The organism is Corynebacterium kroppenstedtii (assembly GCF_016894245.1).
In the GTDB taxonomy this organism is placed as follows: Bacteria; Actinomycetota; Actinomycetes; order Mycobacteriales; family Mycobacteriaceae; genus Corynebacterium.
Genome location: NZ_CP069792.1, coordinates 32,323 through 53,721 on the forward strand (window position 1 = coordinate 32,323; position 21,399 = coordinate 53,721).

The 21,399-nt window shown below is 55.6% G+C and carries 19 protein-coding genes; 7 read left to right on the top strand and 12 right to left on the bottom strand.

All coding sequences use genetic code 11. The features are described 5' to 3' along the window. Nucleotides 1-6 precede the first annotated feature (6 nt). The gene (locus tag I6J23_RS00250) at nt 7-1,176 is read right to left on the bottom strand and encodes an acyl-CoA dehydrogenase (protein ID WP_204582075.1); all 1,170 of its coding nucleotides are present in this window, start codon (nt 1,174-1,176) and stop codon (nt 7-9) included. A 191-nt stretch (nt 1,177-1,367) separates the two neighbouring features. Between I6J23_RS00250 and I6J23_RS00255 the strand changes: the two genes are divergently transcribed. After that, nucleotides 1,368-2,123, top strand: coding sequence for a DUF4232 domain-containing protein (locus tag I6J23_RS00255; RefSeq protein ID WP_204582076.1), 756 nt, complete (start codon nt 1,368-1,370; stop codon nt 2,121-2,123). An 80-nt stretch (nt 2,124-2,203) separates the two neighbouring features. On the opposite strand, the gene I6J23_RS00260 is transcribed toward I6J23_RS00255, so the two are convergent. Genes I6J23_RS00260 through I6J23_RS00275 form a run of 4 tightly spaced genes read right to left on the bottom strand, consistent with a single transcriptional unit; the run spans nt 2,204 to nt 5,938 of the window. Then, entirely contained in the window at nt 2,204-2,938 is a 735-nt protein-coding gene (locus I6J23_RS00260) for a hypothetical protein (protein ID WP_318744554.1), read from the bottom strand. Beyond that, entirely contained in the window at nt 2,935-3,663 is a 729-nt protein-coding gene (locus tag I6J23_RS00265) for an energy-coupling factor transporter transmembrane component T family protein (RefSeq protein ID WP_204582822.1), read from the bottom strand. Before I6J23_RS00265 ends, I6J23_RS00260 begins: the two co-directional genes overlap by 4 nt. A gap of 53 nt (nt 3,664-3,716) precedes the next feature. Beyond that, nucleotides 3,717-5,324, bottom strand: a complete 1,608-nt coding sequence (locus tag I6J23_RS00270) for an ABC transporter ATP-binding protein (RefSeq protein ID WP_204582077.1) — start codon at nt 5,322-5,324, stop codon at nt 3,717-3,719. Beyond that, nucleotides 5,324-5,938 carry an ECF transporter S component gene (locus I6J23_RS00275; RefSeq protein WP_204582078.1) on the bottom strand — a complete coding sequence of 205 codons (615 nt, stop codon included), beginning with the start codon at nt 5,936-5,938 and terminating at the stop codon, nt 5,324-5,326. The genes I6J23_RS00270 and I6J23_RS00275 overlap by 1 nt, the downstream gene beginning before the upstream one ends. 195 nt (nt 5,939-6,133) lie before the next feature. Here I6J23_RS00275 and I6J23_RS00280 point away from each other — a divergent pair, with 195 nt between their 5' ends. After that, complete coding sequence (locus tag I6J23_RS00280; protein WP_204582079.1) at nt 6,134-7,063, top strand: patatin-like phospholipase family protein; 930 nt, start codon at nt 6,134-6,136, stop codon at nt 7,061-7,063. A gap of 31 nt (nt 7,064-7,094) precedes the next feature. On the opposite strand, the gene I6J23_RS00285 is transcribed toward I6J23_RS00280, so the two are convergent. Then, on the bottom strand, nt 7,095-7,922 hold the full coding sequence (locus I6J23_RS00285) for a TetR/AcrR family transcriptional regulator (protein WP_204582080.1): 828 nt from the start codon (nt 7,920-7,922) through the stop codon (nt 7,095-7,097). Nucleotides 7,923-8,092: 170 nt separating this feature from the next. Between I6J23_RS00285 and I6J23_RS00290 the strand changes: the two genes are divergently transcribed. The 4 genes from I6J23_RS00290 to I6J23_RS00305 all read left to right on the top strand — a co-directional run bounded on the left by I6J23_RS00290 (nt 8,093) and on the right by I6J23_RS00305 (nt 12,858). Then, nucleotides 8,093-9,547, top strand: coding sequence for an MFS transporter (locus I6J23_RS00290; protein WP_204582081.1), 1,455 nt, complete (start codon nt 8,093-8,095; stop codon nt 9,545-9,547). Between the two features lie 96 nt (nt 9,548-9,643). After that, a complete protein-coding gene (locus I6J23_RS00295) occupies nt 9,644-11,410 on the top strand; it encodes a choline/carnitine O-acyltransferase (protein WP_204582082.1) in 1,767 nt (588 codons plus the stop codon). A gap of 157 nt (nt 11,411-11,567) precedes the next feature. Continuing rightward, nucleotides 11,568-11,822 (top strand): hypothetical protein, encoded by a 255-nt coding sequence (locus tag I6J23_RS00300; RefSeq protein ID WP_046203087.1) that lies wholly within the window; start codon nt 11,568-11,570, stop codon nt 11,820-11,822. A gap of 370 nt (nt 11,823-12,192) precedes the next feature. Next, complete coding sequence (locus I6J23_RS00305) at nt 12,193-12,858, top strand: YdhK family protein (protein WP_204582083.1); 666 nt, start codon at nt 12,193-12,195, stop codon at nt 12,856-12,858. Between the two features lie 14 nt (nt 12,859-12,872). Here the strand turns inward: I6J23_RS00305 and I6J23_RS00310 are convergent, their stop codons facing one another. The 3 genes from I6J23_RS00310 to I6J23_RS00320 all read right to left on the bottom strand — a co-directional run bounded on the left by I6J23_RS00310 (nt 12,873) and on the right by I6J23_RS00320 (nt 16,405). Next, entirely contained in the window at nt 12,873-13,913 is a 1,041-nt protein-coding gene (locus I6J23_RS00310; protein WP_204582823.1) for an LLM class flavin-dependent oxidoreductase, read from the bottom strand. Between the two features lie 111 nt (nt 13,914-14,024). Beyond that, a complete protein-coding gene (gene gdhA, locus I6J23_RS00315) occupies nt 14,025-15,368 on the bottom strand; it encodes an NADP-specific glutamate dehydrogenase (RefSeq protein ID WP_204582824.1) in 1,344 nt (447 codons plus the stop codon). Between the two features lie 179 nt (nt 15,369-15,547). Continuing rightward, nucleotides 15,548-16,405 carry an aldo/keto reductase gene (locus I6J23_RS00320; RefSeq protein WP_204582084.1) on the bottom strand — a complete coding sequence of 286 codons (858 nt, stop codon included), beginning with the start codon at nt 16,403-16,405 and terminating at the stop codon, nt 15,548-15,550. 423 nt (nt 16,406-16,828) lie between these two features. Here I6J23_RS00320 and I6J23_RS00325 point away from each other — a divergent pair, with 423 nt between their 5' ends. Further along, the gene (locus tag I6J23_RS00325) at nt 16,829-17,185 is read left to right on the top strand and encodes a plasmid stabilization protein (RefSeq protein WP_204582085.1); all 357 of its coding nucleotides are present in this window, start codon (nt 16,829-16,831) and stop codon (nt 17,183-17,185) included. A 21-nt stretch (nt 17,186-17,206) separates the two neighbouring features. On the opposite strand, the gene alsS is transcribed toward I6J23_RS00325, so the two are convergent. The 3 genes from alsS to ychF form a co-directional block, all read right to left on the bottom strand. Then, the gene (alsS, locus tag I6J23_RS00330) at nt 17,207-18,868 is read right to left on the bottom strand and encodes an acetolactate synthase AlsS (RefSeq protein WP_239454919.1); all 1,662 of its coding nucleotides are present in this window, start codon (nt 18,866-18,868) and stop codon (nt 17,207-17,209) included. A 488-nt stretch (nt 18,869-19,356) separates the two neighbouring features. Further along, complete coding sequence (locus I6J23_RS00335) at nt 19,357-19,701, bottom strand: hypothetical protein (RefSeq protein WP_204582087.1); 345 nt, start codon at nt 19,699-19,701, stop codon at nt 19,357-19,359. Nucleotides 19,702-20,085: 384 nt separating this feature from the next. After that, nucleotides 20,086-21,165, bottom strand: coding sequence for a redox-regulated ATPase YchF (ychF, locus tag I6J23_RS00340; protein WP_204582088.1), 1,080 nt, complete (start codon nt 21,163-21,165; stop codon nt 20,086-20,088). Between the last annotated feature and the right edge of the window lie 234 nt (nt 21,166-21,399).

Consider the following 21,399-nt stretch of genomic DNA (forward strand, 5'->3'; position numbering starts at 1 on the left):
GACCTGCTATTTCAGTATCTGTCTGCCCATGACCATGCGGCAGATTTGGTTCGTTCCTTCGTAGATCTGCGTAATTTTGGCATCGCGCATCATGCGTTCAACCGGGAAATCACGGGTATATCCATAACCACCGAATAACTGCACAGCATCCGTCGTCACCTGCATAGCGACGTCTGACGCGTACGCTTTCGAACCCGCAGCGAGCATACCTAAGCGCTCCCCACCCTCGGCGTGGCCACGCTCGGCGTTCGACGCCGCGGTATACACCATGAGGCGCGCAGCGTCGATCTTCATTTTCATGTCGGCAAGCATGAATTGCGTGTTCTGGAAATCGGCAATCCGGCGGCCGAACTGCTCGCGCTCTTTCACGTACTTCACGGTCTGATCGAACGCCCCCTGCGCGATGCCAAGGGCCTGCGCACCAATCGTCGGGCGCGTGTGATCCAGGGTCTCCAGGGCGGTCTTAAAGCCTGTCCCCTCGTCGCCAATGATGCGGTCAGCGGGAATGCGGCAATCCTCAAAGTACAGCTCGGCCGTCGGAGATCCTTTGATCCCTAGCTTCTTTTCTTTGGGGCCGACGACGAAGCCTTCATCGTCGGCGTGGACCATGAATGCGGAAATGCCGTTGGCGCCTTTATCCGGGTCGGTGACCGCCATCACGGTGTACCAGGTGGACTTGCCGCCGTTAGTGATCCAACACTTCGATCCATTGAGGACCCACGAGTCACCGTCTTTGCGGGCACGCGTCTTCATGGACCCCGCGTCGGAGCCGGCTCCTCGTTCCGACAGTGCGTACGAGGCCATCTTCCCGCCGGCGATATCCGGGAGGACCTGCTGTTTCAGCTCCTCCGAGCCCTTCAAAATGAGTCCCATCGTCCCCAACTTGTTCACGGCCGGGATCAACGAGGACGAACCACACACGCGCGCGACTTCCTCAATGACGATGCACGCCATGAGCGAATCCCCACCGGCTCCGCCATACTCCTCCGGAATGTGCACGGCGTTGAACCCCGTCTCTACCAGCGCGTCCAGGGCTTCCTGAGGAAAACGCTCCTTTTCGTCAACGTCCGCGGCGTGCGGGGCGATGCTTTTCTCCGCGATCTCCCGGATGGCTTCGCGCACCCCTTGGTAATCCTCCGGCAGCTGGTAAAGATCAAAATCAGAGTTCAGAGCCATGACGGTTCCTCTCACACATAGAAATCGATAAGACGCACGCCCGCGATCAGACATCAATACGCCACTTTTTAACAACGAATGACTGTGATTTTAAAGGTTTCCGACGATCTATGAGACATAGTTCACGTAATTGGGTGCTAATTGGTTTTCTCCACCCGGCTGCATCATTGCCGACGGCTACACTCGGACATATGAACCACTCACCGATGCCCCAGCGACACGCACGCTCTCATGGATCCGCCCGGCGCGGCGTATCAGCCCGGCGCGGTGCTATCTTCACTGCACTCACGGTGAGCACGTGCGTCCTCGCAGCATGCGGGAGCAGTACATCCCCTACCAACACAGGATCAGAGTCGACGATTCCTTCCGCCAGTTCACAGGAACAGGCCACCCCGTCACAATCCTCTGCCACACCGTCGCCGTCGCTGTCGGGTTCCTCAGCGGCAGCAGAACCGTCGACGACAAACGGTTCAGAATCCGGTGACCCTGGAGCACGTCAAGCGGCAGGTGCTGCGTCGACAGGACGTGACGATCGGTGCCACACCTCGGATATCTCAGCTTCCCTGAAGACTGAGAGCGGAGCGGCCGGGTCCAGTTATCTCACGATCACCCTGACTAACCAGTCCGATCATCCCTGCACGTTTTATGGGTATCCCGGCGTGAGTGCCGTCGGTGGGAACGATGGGCACCAGATCGGTAAGCCGGCCGACAAGGACCACAATGCCACAGCGTCTCTTGTGACCGTCGCCCCTGGGGAAGCTGCCACCGTGTCGGTCAAGAAGGCGCAGTCGGGAAATTACTCGCCGGAATCATGTAAGCCCCAGCAGGCTCGTGGCCTGCGGATATATCCGCCTGACGAGGAGGCTGCGCTCTTTGTTGACTACCCCACGGACGCATGCTCTGGCGATACCGTTGACATGCATGTTGGGCCCATTACTAAGAAATAACAACCGCCAGTAAATGTGGCGAAATAGCGACTCAACTGTGGGGTCGGCCAGTAAACGCGGCCAGTGTGGTCGACCAAGACTTATCCAGCCGTGAGATCATTCCAGATAGCGATGGTTGGCTTTCCACGTGAGGCTTCATAGTCCTTCTCCTGTTCGGCCCACATAGCCCAAAACTCTTCAAATCCTGGGTCGCGGTGGAGTGCCCGCTGCCGTCGCCGCTGTGCATCAGCGCGCACCTCAATAGCCACGATGTTCACATCTTCTCGGATTTTCGGTGGCTGACCACTTATAAGCCACCGCTGATTGCGCAGTGGCCGTTGATCACGCATCCGTCGCTGATTTAACAGCCGCCGACGAGCAGCTTTTAGCGACGCGGGTGTAACTGCGCCGACTCCCTCGACGATGAGCGGCTCGGCGGGATCCACGGCTACCCACTCCCCGGGAGCGTCGGCAGCCCAATCCCACCGACGATAGCCAGCGTCGGTGGGTGACAAAACGCAATCCGCCACGATTCTGGAGGCCTCCATCAGCCCAGACCATCCGGGGTAAAAATCATCACAATGGACCACCCGGGTTCCGGTCGCCTCCGCCAGATACCTAGCGAGCGTTGTTTTGCCCGAGCCCGACAATCCGTCGATGAGCACTGTGCTTCCCAGCTCGGCGGAAAAGCAATCGGGTATAGCTCCGTCGTCAACCAATCGACGCAGGGCTGCTGGGCCGTCGTCGGTACTGGCCACTCTGATTCCTACAGAGGAGGCTAACCGCGAAGACGTCGCTCCCGATTCGCGAAACAACGTGGTGATGTCGGTTGTCATCGCCAGCTCCACATCATGCCCCCCAAGAAGCGCAAATACCCGGTCATCCACGCTGTCACCAGCGCCATCAGCGCGACGAGGAGCGCACCGACCATCAAGACCCAGTCCGGCCACCGCAGGCGTGATTCTCTCGCCCAGGTCCGGGGCCGATCCGAGCCGAACCCGCGCGCTTCCATGGCCGTCGCCAACTTCCCACCACGCCGCAGCGCGAGCACTAACAAGGCGAAGAAAATAGTGAGCGTACGACGAATCCGGCCGGAATCTGCCAAGCCACGGGCACGACGAGCACGGTGCATCGCCGAATAATCACGCTGGAATAAACTCACCAAACGCACACCGGCTACGGAGCCGATGACGAATCGCTCCGGCAGATGCCAGATTTGCGCTAGGCCGTCGCCAAGGTCAGTGGGGTCGGTATCCGCGGATAAGATGACGGCGGGCAGAGCGATGGCCAGGACCCTTACCATGATCGCTAAAGCCAGGGACACCGAATTGTCCGTAATGTGGGCGAAGGCGAAGGACACGTATTCTTTGCCCTCAGGCCGGCCATAGAGCAGCATCGACACTCCGGTGAGCGGGGCGAGCATAAAGACCGGCCATCCACGACGAATGATCCGCCCCCACCCCATTCCTAAGAACGGCGCGCCTAGCAGTTCGCACAGCAACGCCACGCCGGCCGACACGATATCGACCGAAATAAGAAGTGGCGTCGCAATGAGAGCCATCGCAGCGATGCGCGCCGTCGGGTTGAAGTTCACACCTCGGGGCGTTGCGCGGGTCACCGCTGAACCTCCATTCCTCCCGAGGCCAACCGAACGTGGCGTACACCCAGCAAGTCCACTACCAAAGGATCATGCGTGATGGCGAGCACCCCCACACCGTCGTCACTCATCTCGCGCAGCAGCTCAATAAGCTGGATAAATGTGGTCCTATCCTGGCCAAACGTCGGTTCGTCCGCAATCACCACATCGGGATGGGTGGATAACACCGTCGCGACAGAGAGCCGACGTTTCTGTCCGCCCGACAAGGTAAACGGATTGGCTTTGGCGAGGTTCTCGAGGTGCAGGCGTCGGAGCAGCTCATCGGCACGTCGCTCACCAACATCAGGATCAATCCCGCACACCCGGGGGCCGACGAGCAATTCGTCGCGCACAGTTCGGGCCACAAATTGATGCTCAGGGTCCTGGAACACGGTCCCAATGCGCTGCGCTAGAGCCCTCGACGACCACTCCATCGGGTTGCTACTGGCATCACGCTTTTTATGGACTGCTACCGACGTGGCCTCGCCAGCCTTTTCCTTGGCGACGAGTGCTGATGCGTCAATGTCCCCCGCAACCGGCGCCAACAATCCCGCGAGTGTCAAGGCAACGGTTGATTTACCCGCGCCGTTAGGCCCGGTGATGACCGTCGGCTCGGGGGTTACGTCCAGCGAGATTCCTGTGTTGACCGCGCGCCCATCCCAACCGACGGCCAAGTCATGCGTCCGGAGCAGCGTGTTCCTCGTTGCCCCTCCACGACCTTCGTGTGCTCCAACTTCATTTGCTCCAACCGACACAACGCGGTGCTGGTCCAGTGCAGCGCGGCCCTGACGCTCCCGTCGCCACGAATTATCAAGTGGCAGAGGAACGTCGGGGATCCACACTCCATCACGGGCGAGTTGTTCCCCCATCGTGCGGATAACCTCGTCGGTCGGGCCGTCGGCTCGAATCGTGGAATCCCCCACCACCATGATGCGGTCAACGACATCGCGCCAGACCTCGACGCGGTGCTCGACGATGACGACTGTTGCGCCGGTGCTCTCGGCGGCGGCGATCACGGCTTTGCGGACATCGGCCACACCCTCGGGGTCGATATTCGCGGTGGGTTCATCCAAGAGGATCAATCCGGCACCCATGGCCAGGACACCAGCGAGGGCCAAGCGCTGCTTCTGCCCGCCGGAAAGCTGCTCAGTGGGATGGTCAAGGGGAACAGTGAGCCCGACGAGGTCACGGGCCCACCGGACACGCTCCCAGATTTCCGCACGCGGGAAACCCAAATTCTCGCAACCGAAGGCAATATCGTCACCGACCCGCGAGGAAATGACCTGCGAATCGGGGTCCTGCAGCACCAAACCGACCTGCCCGCGAACACTGCGAGCATCCACCCCATTGATGAGCAATCGACCGGCATAATCGCCGTCGTCGGAATCGCCGAGAACCCCGGCCATCCCCGCCATCAGCGTCGACTTCCCCGACCCTGATGTCCCGAGGAGCAGGACTTTCTCGCCTGGTTCGATACGAAAATTAACATCGGCTAACGCGGGTTGCCGACGCCCCGCGTGCCGCCAACCGAAGCCCTCGGCCACTACCCGCGCGGGCGTCCGAACGTCGTCGTGTACGTGCGCCACTAGACCAGCTCAGTGCTTTCCCGGCCGGCAGCGAACCGATCCAACGCCCCCGCACGCGCGAGCGCCCGAACCAGGAAGAAGCCCAGAGCACCCGCCAGAATGGCCCCCGACACGGACAGGGAGACGAGGTAGATCAGGTTGTATTGGATCGACCGGGCATAGTTTCCCGATGCCCATTCGTAGCACCACTCGACGACCGACGCGCCCACACCAGACAACGTGGCGACTATCAAGGTGTAGCGGGCGTACATGAACGCCATGAAGACGAGTTCAGCGCCGATCCCCTGGGCTAAACCGGAATACACCGTGGTAATCCCCCACTGGTTGCCCAGTACCGCAGAGATGATGGCGGCGATGACTTCCACCATGATGGCGGCACCCGGCTTGCGAATGATCAAGCCGCCCAACACGCCGCCGAGCAGCCAGACCCCGGTCACCAGTCCGCCGAATCCGGGCAAAAGCGATTCGATAGCGCTGTACCATGCGCCGCCCAGGCCGTTCCAGACCCAGAAAATTAATCCCGTCGCCACGCCCAACACGGCGGCCGTAATGATGTCGACGACCCTCCACCGTCGGGCAGGACGCGCGTTACCGGTATTTTTATCTTTCCTCACAGCTTCACTCCCTATCGCCGGTATAACCCGGATCAGGTTCATACGGTCAACATTCTTCCCGGCACGTGGTATCCGTTCGCGATATCGGCACAACGAAGATATCCACACGGTGAAGGAAAAATGTTTTCTCAGCCCTCTATGCTGGGCTCCCGCGAAGTACTGATCTGAGGATAACACTCAGGTTATGCTGAGTTTATGACGTCATCTGCTGAAGATCCCTCGACCGCCCCGTGGGGAACGTCCGACTCTCCCCTGGACTGCCCAGATGTTGCCATTGTTTTCGAAGGTGGCGGAATGCGGAATAGTTACACCGTTGGTGCCGTTCAGGCGCTGATTGACCACAAGGTTAATCCGGGGTGGGTTGGCGGAATATCAGCAGGAACAACGCATGTAGTCAATTTCCTCATTAGGAATCGGTGGAGAGCTAAGGCATCGTTTGTAGATTTCGTTGAGGATCCCCGGTTCGGAGGGTGGAAGACCTTCGCGAAAGGAAAAGGGTATTTCAATACTGAATTTATCTACACAGAATCCGTTATGCCTGGCGAAATAGCAGAGATGGATTTCGACGCCTTTATGAAAAGTTCTCCCGACTTCGCTTTCGGAGCACTACGTGCTGATACCGGGAATATGACATGGTGGCGACGTGACGACGTTCAGACGTTGGAACAACTTTCGGCCTATACCCGCGCGTCCTCAACAATCCCATTCTTTATGCCTGTAGCCCACGTTGACGGGCATGACTATTACGACGGCGCGATGGGGCCGACGGGCGGGTTTGCCTATGATGCCGCCATCGAAGATGGTTATTCCAAATTCCTTTTCATTCTTACTCGTCCGAAATCATTTCGGCGGGAACCCATGTCACAAGCCCGTCTGATTCGGAGTTATTTCCGCAAACAACCCGCTGTTGCAGAAGCTATTCTTCAGCGAGCAGAACGTTACAACCGTTCGAAAGAAAAAATAGCGCAATGGGAAAAGGAAGGGCGGGCAATGGTGTTCTATCCCGAACAGATGCCTGTCCACAATAAAGAGAGAAACGTGGAGAAATTACAGAAGTCTTACGAGATGGGCGTTGACCAGGTAGCGCGAGAATGGCCGCAATGGGAGGAGTTTTTACGCGGGTAGGCCGCAACCCGTTTCCCCCACGGGCCCAGGCTTATTTCCAGGTTTGCCTTTCCAGTCCGCCGAGGAGCAACTCTAAGCCGTATGAGTACTCGGCAATATCATCATGCTCGGTAAATTCCTCGACGATATCGTGGACGAACGGGAATTCTTCTGGATCTAGTTGTTCCCATTCGTTAATTTGAGCATGCATATCTTCCTCAGCTTCAGCTGGATCCAAATTTTTATGCCCTGTATGGCTCGATGCTTCCGCACCAATTCCTGATGCGTAATTAACCACGGCATTCGTCGCGAATAATTCTTCGCGTTTCTGTAGACCAAGACGTTGAATTTGCCGGCCAATAAGCTCCCAAAACCGGAGCGCATACCACTGGTCTGGTCCATTATTCATTAGTTGGAGGGCTAGCCAACGGTGCTCAATCATTTGTTCGAAAAGGCACAACAATAAGCGTCGAATCTGTGCCAAGGCCTCAGCCGCTACGTCGCTCGTCGACGGATGAGGCTTAGCAAATGACACTCGGGAGAAGACGTCCGGGGCCAACAGTCCACGCTGGTCAAGCTCTTCACCCTTGTCGATCGCTCTCCGGATCAATTCATCCGAGACCATAGCGAGAAGTTGATCTTTTCCACTGGCGTACCAGTACAAACTCGCAACACCAGCGTCGAGCTCGGCTGCAATTTTTCGCAAGGTCAATTTATCCGCGCCATCGCGGTCCAGAAGCGCGATCGCAACGCGAATAATCGATTCTTCCGACAACACCGCACGCCGGGGTGAGCGGCGCGCATTCGGTCGTTGTACCGAGGAGGGCAGCTTTTTACCTGGTGACGATTTCCGATCAGTTGTCTTTTCGCTGCTAGGCATGCCCTGATCGTATCAGCCGGCCTCTCCCCTTGACACTAACCGAACACGGTTCTATATTCGAACGCAATTCGAGCGACCGAACATGATTCGATGTTGCCTCGCCACGTGGGATCCGGTGCTCGTTCGCCCTTTTCACGAATCTTTTGCACGAACACGAACAAAGGACGCTCATGACAACCATCACGGCCCCTCCACGCAAGGACAGAAAAGCCCAATCGCTACTCGAAGCGTGGCCGGCCCTCCTCGGCCTCTGCCTCACGATGCTCGTCGAAATGCTCGACAACTCAATCCTGAACATCGCCCTCCCCGTCATCGGCCGCGACCTCGGCTCCACCTCCACCGGTCTGCAGTGGATCGTCAGCGCCTATTCACTCACCTTCGGCGCGTTTCTCATGGTCGGCGGGACCCTGGGAGACAGACTCGGCCGTCGTCGAACTTTATTGTGGGGCCTGGCCCTCTTCGGTCTCGCGGGATTATGCGTGATGTTCTGCCACACCACAGGGCAGCTCATCGCCATCCGCGCATTATCGGGTGCCTTCGCCGCCGGCATTGCGCCACTGACCATGTCTCTGGTTTTTAGATTGTTTGACGACGACGCCCTGCGCGGGAAAGCCATCGGCGTGATCATCACCGTATCCATGGCGGGCTTCGCTATCGGACCCGTGCTGTCAGGTTTGGCCGTCGAAAACTGGGACTGGCATTGGCTGCTGATGCTCAATGCTCCGACAGCGTTAATCGCCTGGTTAGGCGTCTACTTCGGACTAGTTCACGACGACACACAAGCGAAAAAGAGTGGCCCGATCGACTTCGCCGGCGCCATCTTCTCCGGGTTAGCCGTCAGCCTGTTGCTCTATGCGTTGACGAACGGTGCAGAACTCGGGTGGGGTGCTCCGCGAACCCTGATATCCCTTGGCGGATCCGTTCTCGCGCTCGTCGCCTTCATCTGGCGGGAACACACAGCTAAAGACCCGATGCTGGACCTGTCATTCTTCCAGATCCCTACCCTGACCGGCTCCGCTATCCTACAGGTCGCAACTCAGCTGGCCATGGCAGCGGTCATGTTCGCGTCGGCCGAACTGTACCAATACGCGTGGGGATGGCGTCCGTGGGTCGCGGGCGTTGCAAACCTGCCCTTCGTCGTCGGCATGCTGGCCGCTGGGCCCGTCGTCGATAAGATGGTTGAAAAGTATGGACAGCGTTTTGCCTGTGCCGTTGGTATTGCATTCGTCCTGGTCAGCCTGGTTGTGTGGTGGGTCGGTGTTGGCACGAACTACGCCTGGTGCGCGGCCGGAATGCTGCTCATGACCATCGGTATGCGGACCGTAATGACTACGGCTGCTGTGGGATTGATTGGTTCGCTGCCCGAAGAGCACACCTCGATCGGCGCGGCACTGAACGACACCGCGCAGGAGCTCGGCAACTCGATCGGTGTTGCGGTTATCGGTACTGTCATGGCGATCGTGGTTGGTGTGGACCTTCCGCATGGGGCGTGGAGCGACGCCGTCGTTGACACATTCGTCCACTCGCAGCGCATCGCCTTCACGATTATTGCTGGGTTGCTCACGGTCACGGCAGCTATCGGGCTACGGACGCTCAGCAATTCACATGACACCGAAGGGCTGTAGCCGGCTATAGGGAAAGTGGCGATCGGGTGCAGCAAGGGGGTGGAAAATAGCCGGCGGGGGTTGTCCGTCGGCTCGCCGGGTAGAGAAAATAAATACATGACCGCACCGGAACCGAAAACTCTTCCCCTGCCTTCACTTGAACAGACTGTCGCAGCTCTCGTTTCCGCTGCTCGTGCAGTCGCACCCGCGGACGTCGTGGACACCACGCGCACCGCGGGTTCAGTTTTCTTGCAGCATTCGGGGCCAGAAATTCAGGCCGAACTTGAAAAGTTCGCGGCCACAGAGCGAGAGGCGGGCCGAAGCTGGTTTTCGGCGGAATGGTTACGCGGCTACCTCTCGACGCGCACCTCATTGCTTCACAGTACGAACGTGTCGTTCCAGATCAACCCGGGTTTCTTGTCTTCTACTCCGGGAGTTGGCCGGGCAGCGGAGTTCATCTACCGCGCCGCCACCATTCACCTCGACCAAGCCCGGGGCACCACTCCTCAGGAAACTGATGCCCGCGGAAACCCCACCACGATGGACCAATGGCAGTGTTTTGATGGCGGAATACGCCATCCACAGTCCGACCTCGACACAATTCATCGGGCCGAATTGGGTGACCGCGATCGAGAAATAGGCGTGTTCTGGGCAGGGCGACTCTTCGCCGTGCCCGTGACCGATCATGACGGCTCACTCCGCGATGTCGATTCCCTCGCGGCGTCGATCAACGCAATTATTCGCCCCGGTAATGACAAACCTGAATCACGTGAGCAGACCCCTGCTGACCTCGACTTTGCCATACCGTCGGCCGTCGGTAGCGAGACTCTCGCCCCCATCCTGGAGCGAGCACTCGAGCAGCCCCACAACCAACACACCTACCGACGCCTGACGAACTTCCTCTTCACCATCACCCTGACCGACGAGGTACGTGACGGCGCCGACCACCTCCATCGCTCCGCATTCGAACCGGGACACAGCTGGGCGTGCAAACCCATCAGTTACGAGATGAGCCTGGCCGACTCCTGGTTGAGCCTAAACGTGGAACACTCCACCGTGGACGGCGCGACGCTGGTCACCGGGATACGTCGTATGCACGATGTCACTATTCCCGCTTCTACCTCTTCTGAGACGCCGCCCCCACCGGAAGAAGTGACCTGGGAATGGCCAGATGAGGACGTCCCCGTCCTCAAAGAAGCTGCCAGTGACGTGTCCCAGGATTTCGCCGATATCGCCACACGCATTGTGACGGTCCCCCACCCACCGGCAGATCAGCTTCCCTTCCGAATTAGTGCCGACGCCGCGCAACAGCTCATCTTGACGATTGCGCAACTCCTGATCTACGGCCGGGCGCGAGGAGTGTACGAAGCCGTTGACATGCGTGAATATCGCGCCGGGCGCACGGAGTGTTTGCGTGCGGTCACTCCGCAAGCTGTGAAATTCGCGTCGCTTTTGCTTGGTGGAGAGGCAACGCGGCAGGATCTTGACGATGTCCTCGGCGCCCATCGAGCGTGGGTCAAGGCGTGCAAGCGTGGGGATGGCGTTGATCGCCACCTTTTGGGTCTCCGGTTTACTACCGCCGCTATGGAAGCAGAAGGCAAAGAGGTCACCGGGACGGAGTTTCTAACCGACCCGGGTGTTGCTGCAACGACATATGATTTCCTTTCCACGACATCAATTGGTGGGGCCGATTATTTCGTGCGCTATGCCTTTGTGCCCAGTGTGCCGGAGGGTTTTGGGATCAGCTACACGCCCCGGCCCGAGTCCTTCGAGTATTGCGTGACGTGGCATCCTTCACGCGCTGATCAGCCTAATCATTTCCTTCATGCGCTTCCGCAAGCATCGGACCTGTTGTGGTCTTTTGTCACGTCACTCCATGAATAAGGGTGCTAGAACGCCGGGACTGTAACGGTCCCGTATCAATAATTGGTCATAACACTAAATAGAGGGGTATACGCGCCCACTTTTGGTGAACTAACTACTAAACTTGTTTCCGGCGATTGCCCTAACAATCTGGACTTAGAACTCAGGAGAATTATTCGTGTCAACGTCATTCATCTATAGAGATCCTTTTACCCACACTAAGCATCAGGTTTCTGCTCCAGACACCGCCACCTATGTGGTCGTTAAGAATAACGGTGAAAAGAAATCAGATAGTGACGTACTCGGCTTTTTTGATGACTACGACGGAGCACGCGAAGCAGTCATGGCGGAGCTGAATAAAGAACTCCAACAGCCCACCGGTGATCGAGAGGTTTTAGTCACTCATACGAAACTCTATAACCCAATGGCGTGACGTTAGGAGGCCTTCCTCCAGGATCAAGTTAGCAGTACCCCAGATCCGATAACGGAGTGCTCGCTGTATTTCGGCACATCGGCCCTGCTCTTTTCCGCCATTCACTCACGTGTGTGGCGCGCTTTTCCACATCGCCCCTCGACGGTGCACCGTCAGCGCCAGCGGCGGTAAGACGACCGCAAAATTGACTTGATCATGCCTGAACAAGGACATGCCGCCTGTGGCGTACCGACAGTGGCATGCCCCCTGTGGCGTACCGACAGTGGCGTGCACTAAAAGCGAATCGCTACCCTCGGGAAAAATGGTGTATTACAGTGGGCGTATTAGTGGTATAGAACAGCGAAGTATAAGAAATAAAAGAAGAGGGATCATGCGTTCATTACGCCGCCGAAGCCGTATTGCCTCACTACTCACTGTGGGTGCTGTCAGCACTGCACTCGTTCTCAGCGGATGCACGGTCGATGAAGATTCTGATCAGTCATCCGAGGACACAACCTCAGCAACCACTACCGCGTCTCAGCAGTCATCCCCATCGGAATCGAGCACGTCAGAGTCGTCTGAACCGAGTGATTCTCAGGACAACGGCGCTCACCGGGGTATGGATCATTCCATGGACGGCGGTGACGCGCCGGCCGGTATCACAATCAACGCTCACCCTACCCACCCCGTCGGTAGCACCGTAACCTTGACTGCTGACCATATGAAAGGGATGAAGGGCGCGAAGGCCACGATCGCGGGCGCGTTCTCGACATATACATATGAAGTGGATTACACCCCCACGGATGGTGGCAGGCCGGTGAAAAACCACAAGTGGGTCGTTCAGCAAGAAATAAAAGATGCTGGCACCCAGCGGATTCCTGATGGCACCGACGTCACTATCGAAGCTGACCATATGAAAGGAATGAAGGGCGCCAAAGGAAAAATTGTGTCCTCTACAGACCAAACTGTGTACATGGTGAATTATGAGGCCGATGGCATGAAAGTCACCAACCACAAGTGGGTCGTCGAGGACGAGATCAAGCCCGCTAACGACTAATCCTGACCAGTTACTTAATCCTGATTAGTTGGTTCCCAGCCGAGTTCAGGAGCCACGTACAAAGCGAAAGACTTAAGAATTTTCTTATTCGCTTCGACGCCGAGCTGGCTCGGAATAGTCAGCATTAGCGTATCCGCATCCATAACGGCTGCATCGTGACGCAATTGTTCAACGAGTTTGTCTGGCTCGGCTGCGTAGGTCTTCCCAAAGGTTGCATTAACCCCGTCGATAATGCCAATCCCGTCTTTCGATTGGCCCCCTAAATACAACTTACGGTCGTAGTCGTCGATAATCGGGAAAATAGTTCTACTTACCGACACACGAGGAGTCCAATCGTGGCCCGCCTGTTTCCACGCTTCGTGATAGTGCTGCACTTGCTTCGCCTGCAGGTCCGCAAATGCTTCGCCGGTGGCCTCAGTAAGTAGCGTGGAGCTCATCAGATTAACGCCTTGTTCAGCAGCCCACTCAGCGGTTTCACGACGACCAGCACCCCACCAGATGCGGTGATCCAAATCGGGTGACTGTGGCAACACCGGCAAACCGGCGCCCGGCCGGTACATCGGTGGATACTGATCCTTCGCGGCAGTGGCCATGGGTTCCCCGCGCACAGCACGGAGAAATGTATCAAAATGCTGATGGGCAATATCAGCGCCGCGGGGCTCTGTTGAGCCGGTGTATCCAAAGGACTCCCAGCCACGTTCAGCGGCTTCGGGTGAACCACGCGACACGCCCAGGGCAACGCGGCCGTTACTTAGCAGATCTAAAGCAGCAGCTTCTTCTGCGAGGTAAAGCGGGTTTTCGTAGCGCATATCGATAACGCCAGTGCCCACTTCAAGATTTTTCGTTACGGCTGCCATTGCAGACAACAAAGGAATGGGGCTCGCGTGCTGCGGAAGATAATGGTGTACACGGAGATATGCGCCATTAACCCCTAAGCCATCGGCAGCTTTCGCTAACTCAACGGCTTCCTGCAAGGCATTTCGTGCCGTGTATCCATTACCATCAGTCGCGCGCCCTGAATAATGACCGAAACTCAAAGACCCGAATCTCTTCATGCTTATAGGAACGCCGATGATTAGTAAGACATTCCTCATGAAGAAATGAGGGGATACGTGACCCCCTCACTGCATCGACAGTTGGGCCGCGTCCTGCTCATCGACGCGCTACTAAATCACACCCTGCGCAAGCATGGCATCTGCGACCTTCTTGAAACCGGCGATATTTGCACCAACAACGTAGTCACCAGGGACTTCATACTCGTTGGCGGTATCGTTGCAGGCCCTAAAGATATTATGCATGGTGTCGCGCAAGCGCTGGTCTGTGTAGTTGAAGGACCACGAATCGCGCGACGCGTTCTGCTGCATTTCCAACGCTGAGGTTGCCACACCGCCGGCATTAGCCGCTTTACCAGGAGCAAACAGTGTATGGCGGGTGTTAAAAACGTCAATTGCTTCCGGCGTGCAGGGCATATTCGCCCCCTCAGCCACATATTTGCAGCCATTGTCCGCGAGCATCTTGGCGTCTTCCTCACCCAACTCGTTCTGCGTGGCACAGGGAAGCGCGACGTCGGCCTTGACTTCCCAAATGTTGCCTTTTTCGTGGAACGTCGCCTTGTCGGTTTCGTTGGCATAATCCGACACACGGCCACGGCGCACCTCTTTAACGTCTTTGAGGAGCTCCACGTCCACTCCTTCAGGGGTAGAGACATACCCTGACGAATCGGAAAACGCGACCACCGTGGCACCAAGCTCTTGAGCTTTTTCAATAGCGTAAATAGCTACGTTCCCCGAGCCAGAGACGATGACTTTGGCGCCATGGAGCCGTTCTTTATTCGACGCCATCATTTCCTGCATGAAGTAGACGACGCCGTAGCCTGTGGCTTCCGTGCGGACGAGAGATCCACCCCAGGTTAGCCCTTTACCAGTGAGAACTCCGGACTCATGACGGCCCGTGATGCGTCGATACTGACCGAAGAGGTAGCCGATTTCGCGCCCACCGACGCCGATGTCACCTGCGGGAACGTCGATGTCCTCGCCGATATGGCGTTGGAGCTCCAACATGAACGACTGACAGAACCTCATTACTTCATGTTCGGACTTACCTTTCGGATCAAAGTCAGAACCGCCTTTACCGCCACCGATTGGAAGACCGGTCAAGGAATTTTTGAAGATCTGCTCAAAACCAAGGAACTTGATAATGCCTAGGTTCACAGAGGGGTGGAAACGGAGACCACCCTTATACGGCCCTAGGACGGAATTAAACTGAACACGGAAACCACGGTTGACCTGAACATTCCCCTGGTCATCAATCCACGGAACACGGAAGATAATTTGACGCTCAGGTTCAGCGAGACGTTGGATGAGCCCTTCATCTGCGTAGTGATCATCTTTTCGGAGGACGTACTTCAGACTGCTGAGGATCTCCTGAGCGGCTTGATGAAATTCAGGCTCGCCCGGGTTCCGCTTGAGAATCTGCTGGTAATACTCATCAACTGTTTTGTCGACGTCCATGGTCTCCCTTCCGGGGTTGATTTCAAACATGCGTCGATCAGTGTAGTGCACGAAATTCCAGCGACGATCGAGTTGTGACTTATCCCTCAGGCCAGCTCACACCATTGGTGGAGCCCGGCCACACCAATGGTGGATTTCACATGTAGTAACGAGGTGAACTATGTATCCGACAGCGAACTTTACTTCCCGGAGTACACGGGGAATTGGCTACTCTCGCCGTAATCCCGAGCATCTAGCTTCTTCAAAGCATCCATATCCTCGTCTGAAATCACGAAATCAACGTCTGCATTGCTCTGCATATGATCCGGATTGGCGGTCTTTGGCAGCGATACCGTTCCCAATTGCAGGGTATAACGAATGCACAGTTGCGGAATACTTACGCCATATTTCTCCGCTATCTCGGCAACGTCTTTATTCTTCAGCATTTCGCCGTGAGCAATTGGCGAATAGGCTTCAACAAGTATGTCGTTAGATGCGCAGAAAGACAGCAGTTCATGGGGTGTGTTCCCGACGTGCACCAGCAGTTGGTTAACTAACGGCTGCACGGAACAAGAATCGAGGATGTTATTGAGGTCCGACTCCAAAAAGTTCGAAACGCCGATAGCACGAATTTTCCCCGCTTGATACGCCTCCTCCAAAGCACGCCATGCTTGGCGATTCCCCTCGGAATAGTCACCACCGCGGAAGTCATCCCACGGTTGTGGAGAATGAATGAGCATCAGGTCTACATAATCCAATCCCAAGGTCTCCAGGGATCCATCTATAGATTTAACTGCTTCATCGTAATTCTTAATTTCAGCAGCCAACTTCGTTGAGACGAATAAATCCTCTCGGGGAATATCCGCGGTCCGTATCCCCTCACCGACTCCACGCTCATTGCCATACGCTTGAGCTGTATCAATATTGCGGTAACCAATCTTCACTGCATCGCGAACAGCTTGCGCTGCTTTATCATCGTCAATAAACCAGGTACCAAGCCCTAGCTTCGGGATTTCAACCCCATTGGCCAACGTATATTTTTCATTTACGACGCTCATGTCGTTACCTTCCTCAAAAAAGTGAAAATAGTGTAAAACGGGGAGCTACTCCGCGAATGACACGGCCTTCTACAACGCACAAGCATGCGCTAACAAAAATAAGGAATGTGTCAGAGTGGCAGACATTATATTGATAGTTAACACCACGATTCATCTCGGCCGCGGTCGGGAAAAACCTTCCCACGTTCCGACGATACACCTGTGCACTATCCACACGCTCGATGTCGATTTCTCAATAACTAAAGATGAGCTGGGCACCATCGACTAGCTTGGGTACCACACGCCGTGCTGGCCCAACACCTACTGGCATCACGGTCAAGGAATAGGGTGTAGATATACCCGAGGCATAGCTTTTCATATCACCCATCGCCTCCACATCGCGTTTAACGGGAATATCGTTATAGGACAAGGACGGTGATTGTCATGCCCCAACAAGCATGGAATAAGAAACGCGAACGGCAATACGAGCACATTAAGGATTCACTCACGGACAAGGGTCGCTCGGAGAGCACTGCCGAAGAGATCGCAGCCCGCACGGTCAATAAAACCCGTGCGCAACAGGGTGAATCTGAGCAGGCCTCACCAACGTCTACGAACGACAAGTCTCCCTCTGAACGAGGGGGGCAACGCTCCCATCAGGGCCCACAAGGACGGACAAAAGCTCAGCTCTATGAAGACGCTAAACGCCTGAATATCGAAGGCCGATCCGACATGGATAAAAACGAGCTCAAGCACGCCGTCACGCAGGCGGAGCGTCAGAAAAACGCTAAGAAGAATTAAGCGTCAAGAAATCAGCCGTTGTTAGTTCAGCACGGAGAAGTCCAAATGCTGAGCTAACGACACACTGTCTGTGTAATCGACGGATACATCCACGATGGACACTCCCTCATCCGCCATCGCTTGGGAAAACGCGGTGAAAAAGTCTTCCAGTGTGTGAACGCGGTAGCCTTTGGCCCCAAATGCTTCCGCGTATTTGACCGCGTCATAATCGCCTAATTCAACGGCTGATGGACGGCCAAATTTATTTTCCTGCTGGAACTTGACCATGTCATACGAATTATCTCGCATAATAACGTGGACAAGGTGGAGTCCTAAACGTGTTGCTGTCTCCAATTCCTGTGCTGAATAAAGGAAACCACCATCGCCCGACACTGAAACGACTGGATGATCCCTGCTAACTAATGCCGCCGCAATTGCCCACGGCAAAGCAACACCTAAGGTCTGCTGGCCATTAGAAAACAGCAAAGTACGGGGCTCATACGTGCGGAAATACCGCGCGAGGTAAATGGAATGCGTTCCGATATCCGCCGCCACAGTTGTTTTGTCGTCAGTGATGAGGTCCCGAAGGGTCAGGACCAAACGAGCCGGGTTCACACCCAAATCGCTTGTCGTCTGCTCTGCACCCTGACGCTGAGTACGGGCTAAGGCTTCAAGTCGTCGGTCAATGAAAGAGCGCTCAGCCTGTCCCACCTCTACCGGATTTATCACACTGTTTAACTCGTGAAGCGTGCCTGAAATGTCGCCAACGAGCTCCAAGGTTGGCCGGTAGTGAGTATCGATGTCTGCCTGAATGGAATCAACGTGGATGATGTCATGCTGGCCATTAAAATTCCACACACGAGGATCGTATTCCACTGAATCGTAACCGACAGAAATAATTAAGTCTGCCTTATTGAGCAGAACGTCACCGGGTTGGTTTTTAAACAAGCCAACACGGCCCAGGAAGTTATTCTCCAAATCACGGGAAATAACCCCCGCTCCTTGGAAAGTTTCAACGACAGGAAGATTCGTTGTCTTTATTAATTGACGTAGTTCTCGAACTGCACTCTCCCCTGCTCCTCGCATTCCCACGAGTAGAACAGGCAATTTAGCGTTTTCAATACGTTTTTTAGCCTTATCGACGAGCGCCCGCGATGCCGGACCTAGAGGTGCCGGGTCAGGGAACTCAAGGAGAGGCGCTGACGTTTCAGATCCAGCTACGTCCGCAGGGACCATGACAGCAGCCGCACCACGGGGCTCTTGTTGAGCCTCCCGGAATGCGTTAGTAATAAGTTCTGAGACATCATCGACACACGTTGATTCAGCGGCGAATTTAGTAACCGGCGCCAAAAAGTTCACAGCATCGAGAGATTGGTGCGTTCGCTTCAGCCTGTCTGGCAACCCCACGGTGCCCGCAATTGCGACCACGGGATCCTGCTCAGTATTTGCGGTAACAAGCCCAGTTGCCAAGTTGGTGGTTCCTGGCCCAGAAGTCACCAAAACAACCCCCGGCTTCCCGGTTAGCCGGCCAATAGCCTGGGCCATAAACGTTGCATTCTGCTCATGGCGGCATACAACGACCTCAATATCGTCCGCATCGACAAGGGCGTCGTACACTTCATCAATTTTGGCCCCAGGAACCCCAAAAATATACCGGACACCTTGAGCTCGAAGGGTTTGAACAATAAGCTGTGCGCTTTTCACTAAGTCACGCTTTCTTATCAGGCGGGAGAAAAGATAAGGTTGAGCCATATGCTCCACACGCCGGAGTCTAGAGCCGACGTAATCGGAGACTGCGTTCTGCTGCTCGCCGATGGTACACCATCAAGCATGGCCGGCTGTCACGTCGAGCTAAGCACTTTAAACCGAAAACCGGTAGAGCAATTCTTTAACTAACAACAGAAGTTCTTAATCTTGACGATTCCAATATAAAGCGTGAAAATATAAAAATTTGTAGAAACGATAATAGAGAACCACTTCTACAAATCTGCACCAATAAACGTTTTGCGGCGTACTCCCGTTAGACCCCCAATCATCCATGAACCACTAAAACTCGAATGACCGAGTAGCTGACCCTTCGTAGGTACTCAGAACAGAACACCCTTAGAGCACGGCGACAGTTCTCCTTCCGTTTTTCTCTGCAGACACCTCTTCGAGCCGATGCGGCAACTCACCAAGACTAATCGTCGACGTCACAACCGGATCAACATCGTCGGTAGTCCGATAATCAAAAATTCGTGAGCACCTGAGGACCGCACACGGTCTTCACATCTTCCCAACGCTACTCCCACGACATGGGAACCTCGGTTAACTGCAATCTGAATAACAAAACTTTCGCCGCCCACACCTGCACCGGTGATCGTCACAGTGTCACTACTAGCCACCTGCGATTTCCGCTCGATTGCCTGGCAAGCAGTCAGACTAGCAAAGGGAACAGCGGCTGCAGACGCGAACGAGACATGATCAGGAATGATCGCGGGAGCACCCGTCCACCACTGCATATTCCTCAAATCCCCCGTGGTGCCAGATATCGTCATAAACAGCTACGTGATCACCGACCTCACGCCGCCGACCCCCCGGATCACCTGCATCAACTGCGCCAGCAACGTCGATTCCCAGAAAAATGGATATATAAAACCAATCAGCTCGCTCGTAACCAGCTCGCTGAGAATCAGGGGGATTCAGCCCACCCGACCCGAACCTTCACCCAGATTCCCCCGACCACGAAGGTGGAAGCTCACCGACGGTCGTCGCCTTACTTATCCGAAACCTGGGAGATGATAATGCTTTAGTTACTTTTTTCGTGCGGTCGAGTTCCAGGCGGTCGAGCACCATGTGCCTGGGCATGACGTGGCTAAGCATCATGCCACTAAGCAATTGCAAAGCACCACAATCGAGCGTTATGAAGAAACGCGAATCAGTTAGACATTGAATTTGAATTCAACAACATCTCCATCTTGCATGACATAATCCTTACCTTCTTGGCGGACCTTGCCATGCGCTCGCGCCTCCGCCATGGAGCCCAGCTCATTCAGATCGTCATACGAAACGATCTCTGCCTTAATAAATCCGCGTTCAAAGTCGGAGTGAATAACGCCAGCGGCTTGAGGCGCAGTATCTCCCTGATGGATAGTCCACGCACGCGCTTCCTTCGGACCAGCGGTGAGATACGTCTGCAACCCCAGCGTGGCAAATCCAGCTCGAGCCAGCTTGTTCAAACCGGGCTCATCCTGCCCCACAGACGCCAACAGTTCCGCGGCTTCGTCGTCGTCAAGCTCGAGTAGTTCAGCCTCGGTCTCGGCGTCAAGGAACACTGCTTGAGCCGGAGCAACCAACTCCGTCAATTCTTTCTTCTTTGCTTCATCAGTCAGAACTGCTTCGTCTGAGTTGAAAACATAAAGGAACGGCTTTGCCGTCAACAAATTCAGTTCTTTCAACGCCGTTAAATCAAGCGAATCTTTCGCCGAGAACAACGTGTGACCATCCTCAAGCACCTTCAAAGCCTCGCCGACGGCATCACGTTCCACCGCCTTGTCTTTATTCTTCTTTGCTTCCTTCTCCAGGCGGGGAAGAGCCTTTTCAAGGGTCTGCATGTCGGCCAAAATGAGCTCAGTCTCAATAACGTCAATATCGCTGGACGGATCGACCTTTCCGTCAACATGCACCACATCGTCATCCGTAAAAGCCCGGACAACCTGGCAAATCGCATCTGCCTCACGAATATTCGCCAGGAATTGGTTGCCCAACCCCTCCCCTTCAGAGGCACCTTTCACAATTCCCGCAATGTCAACGAACGAGACCGTCGCCGGGATGATCTCCGCAGAATCGAACATCTCCGCCAAACGTTTCAGGCGTGCGTCCGGTAGTTCGACCAAGCCGACGTTGGGTTCGATCGTCGCAAAGGGATAATTAGCTGCCAGCACATCGTTTCGGGTTAACGCGTTGAAAAGGGTGGATTTTCCTACATTGGGTAGACCGACAATTCCGAGGGTAAGACTCATGCCACACATCCTACGTGCAGTACAAACCGCCATCGATGGGGGACCTCGACTAAACGCGCGACGCACAATTACAACACCAGCGAAACACGAATGGCACAAACGCGACACACCGTCGCACGTCACGCGCCATTCGCGCCGACGGAACGTCGACAGACCGTCGGCCACAGGGTGATAGTATTTTCACGGTCGAGCACGCCACCACCCCCGGCGTGATGCCGGCTTGCGTCCCCCACC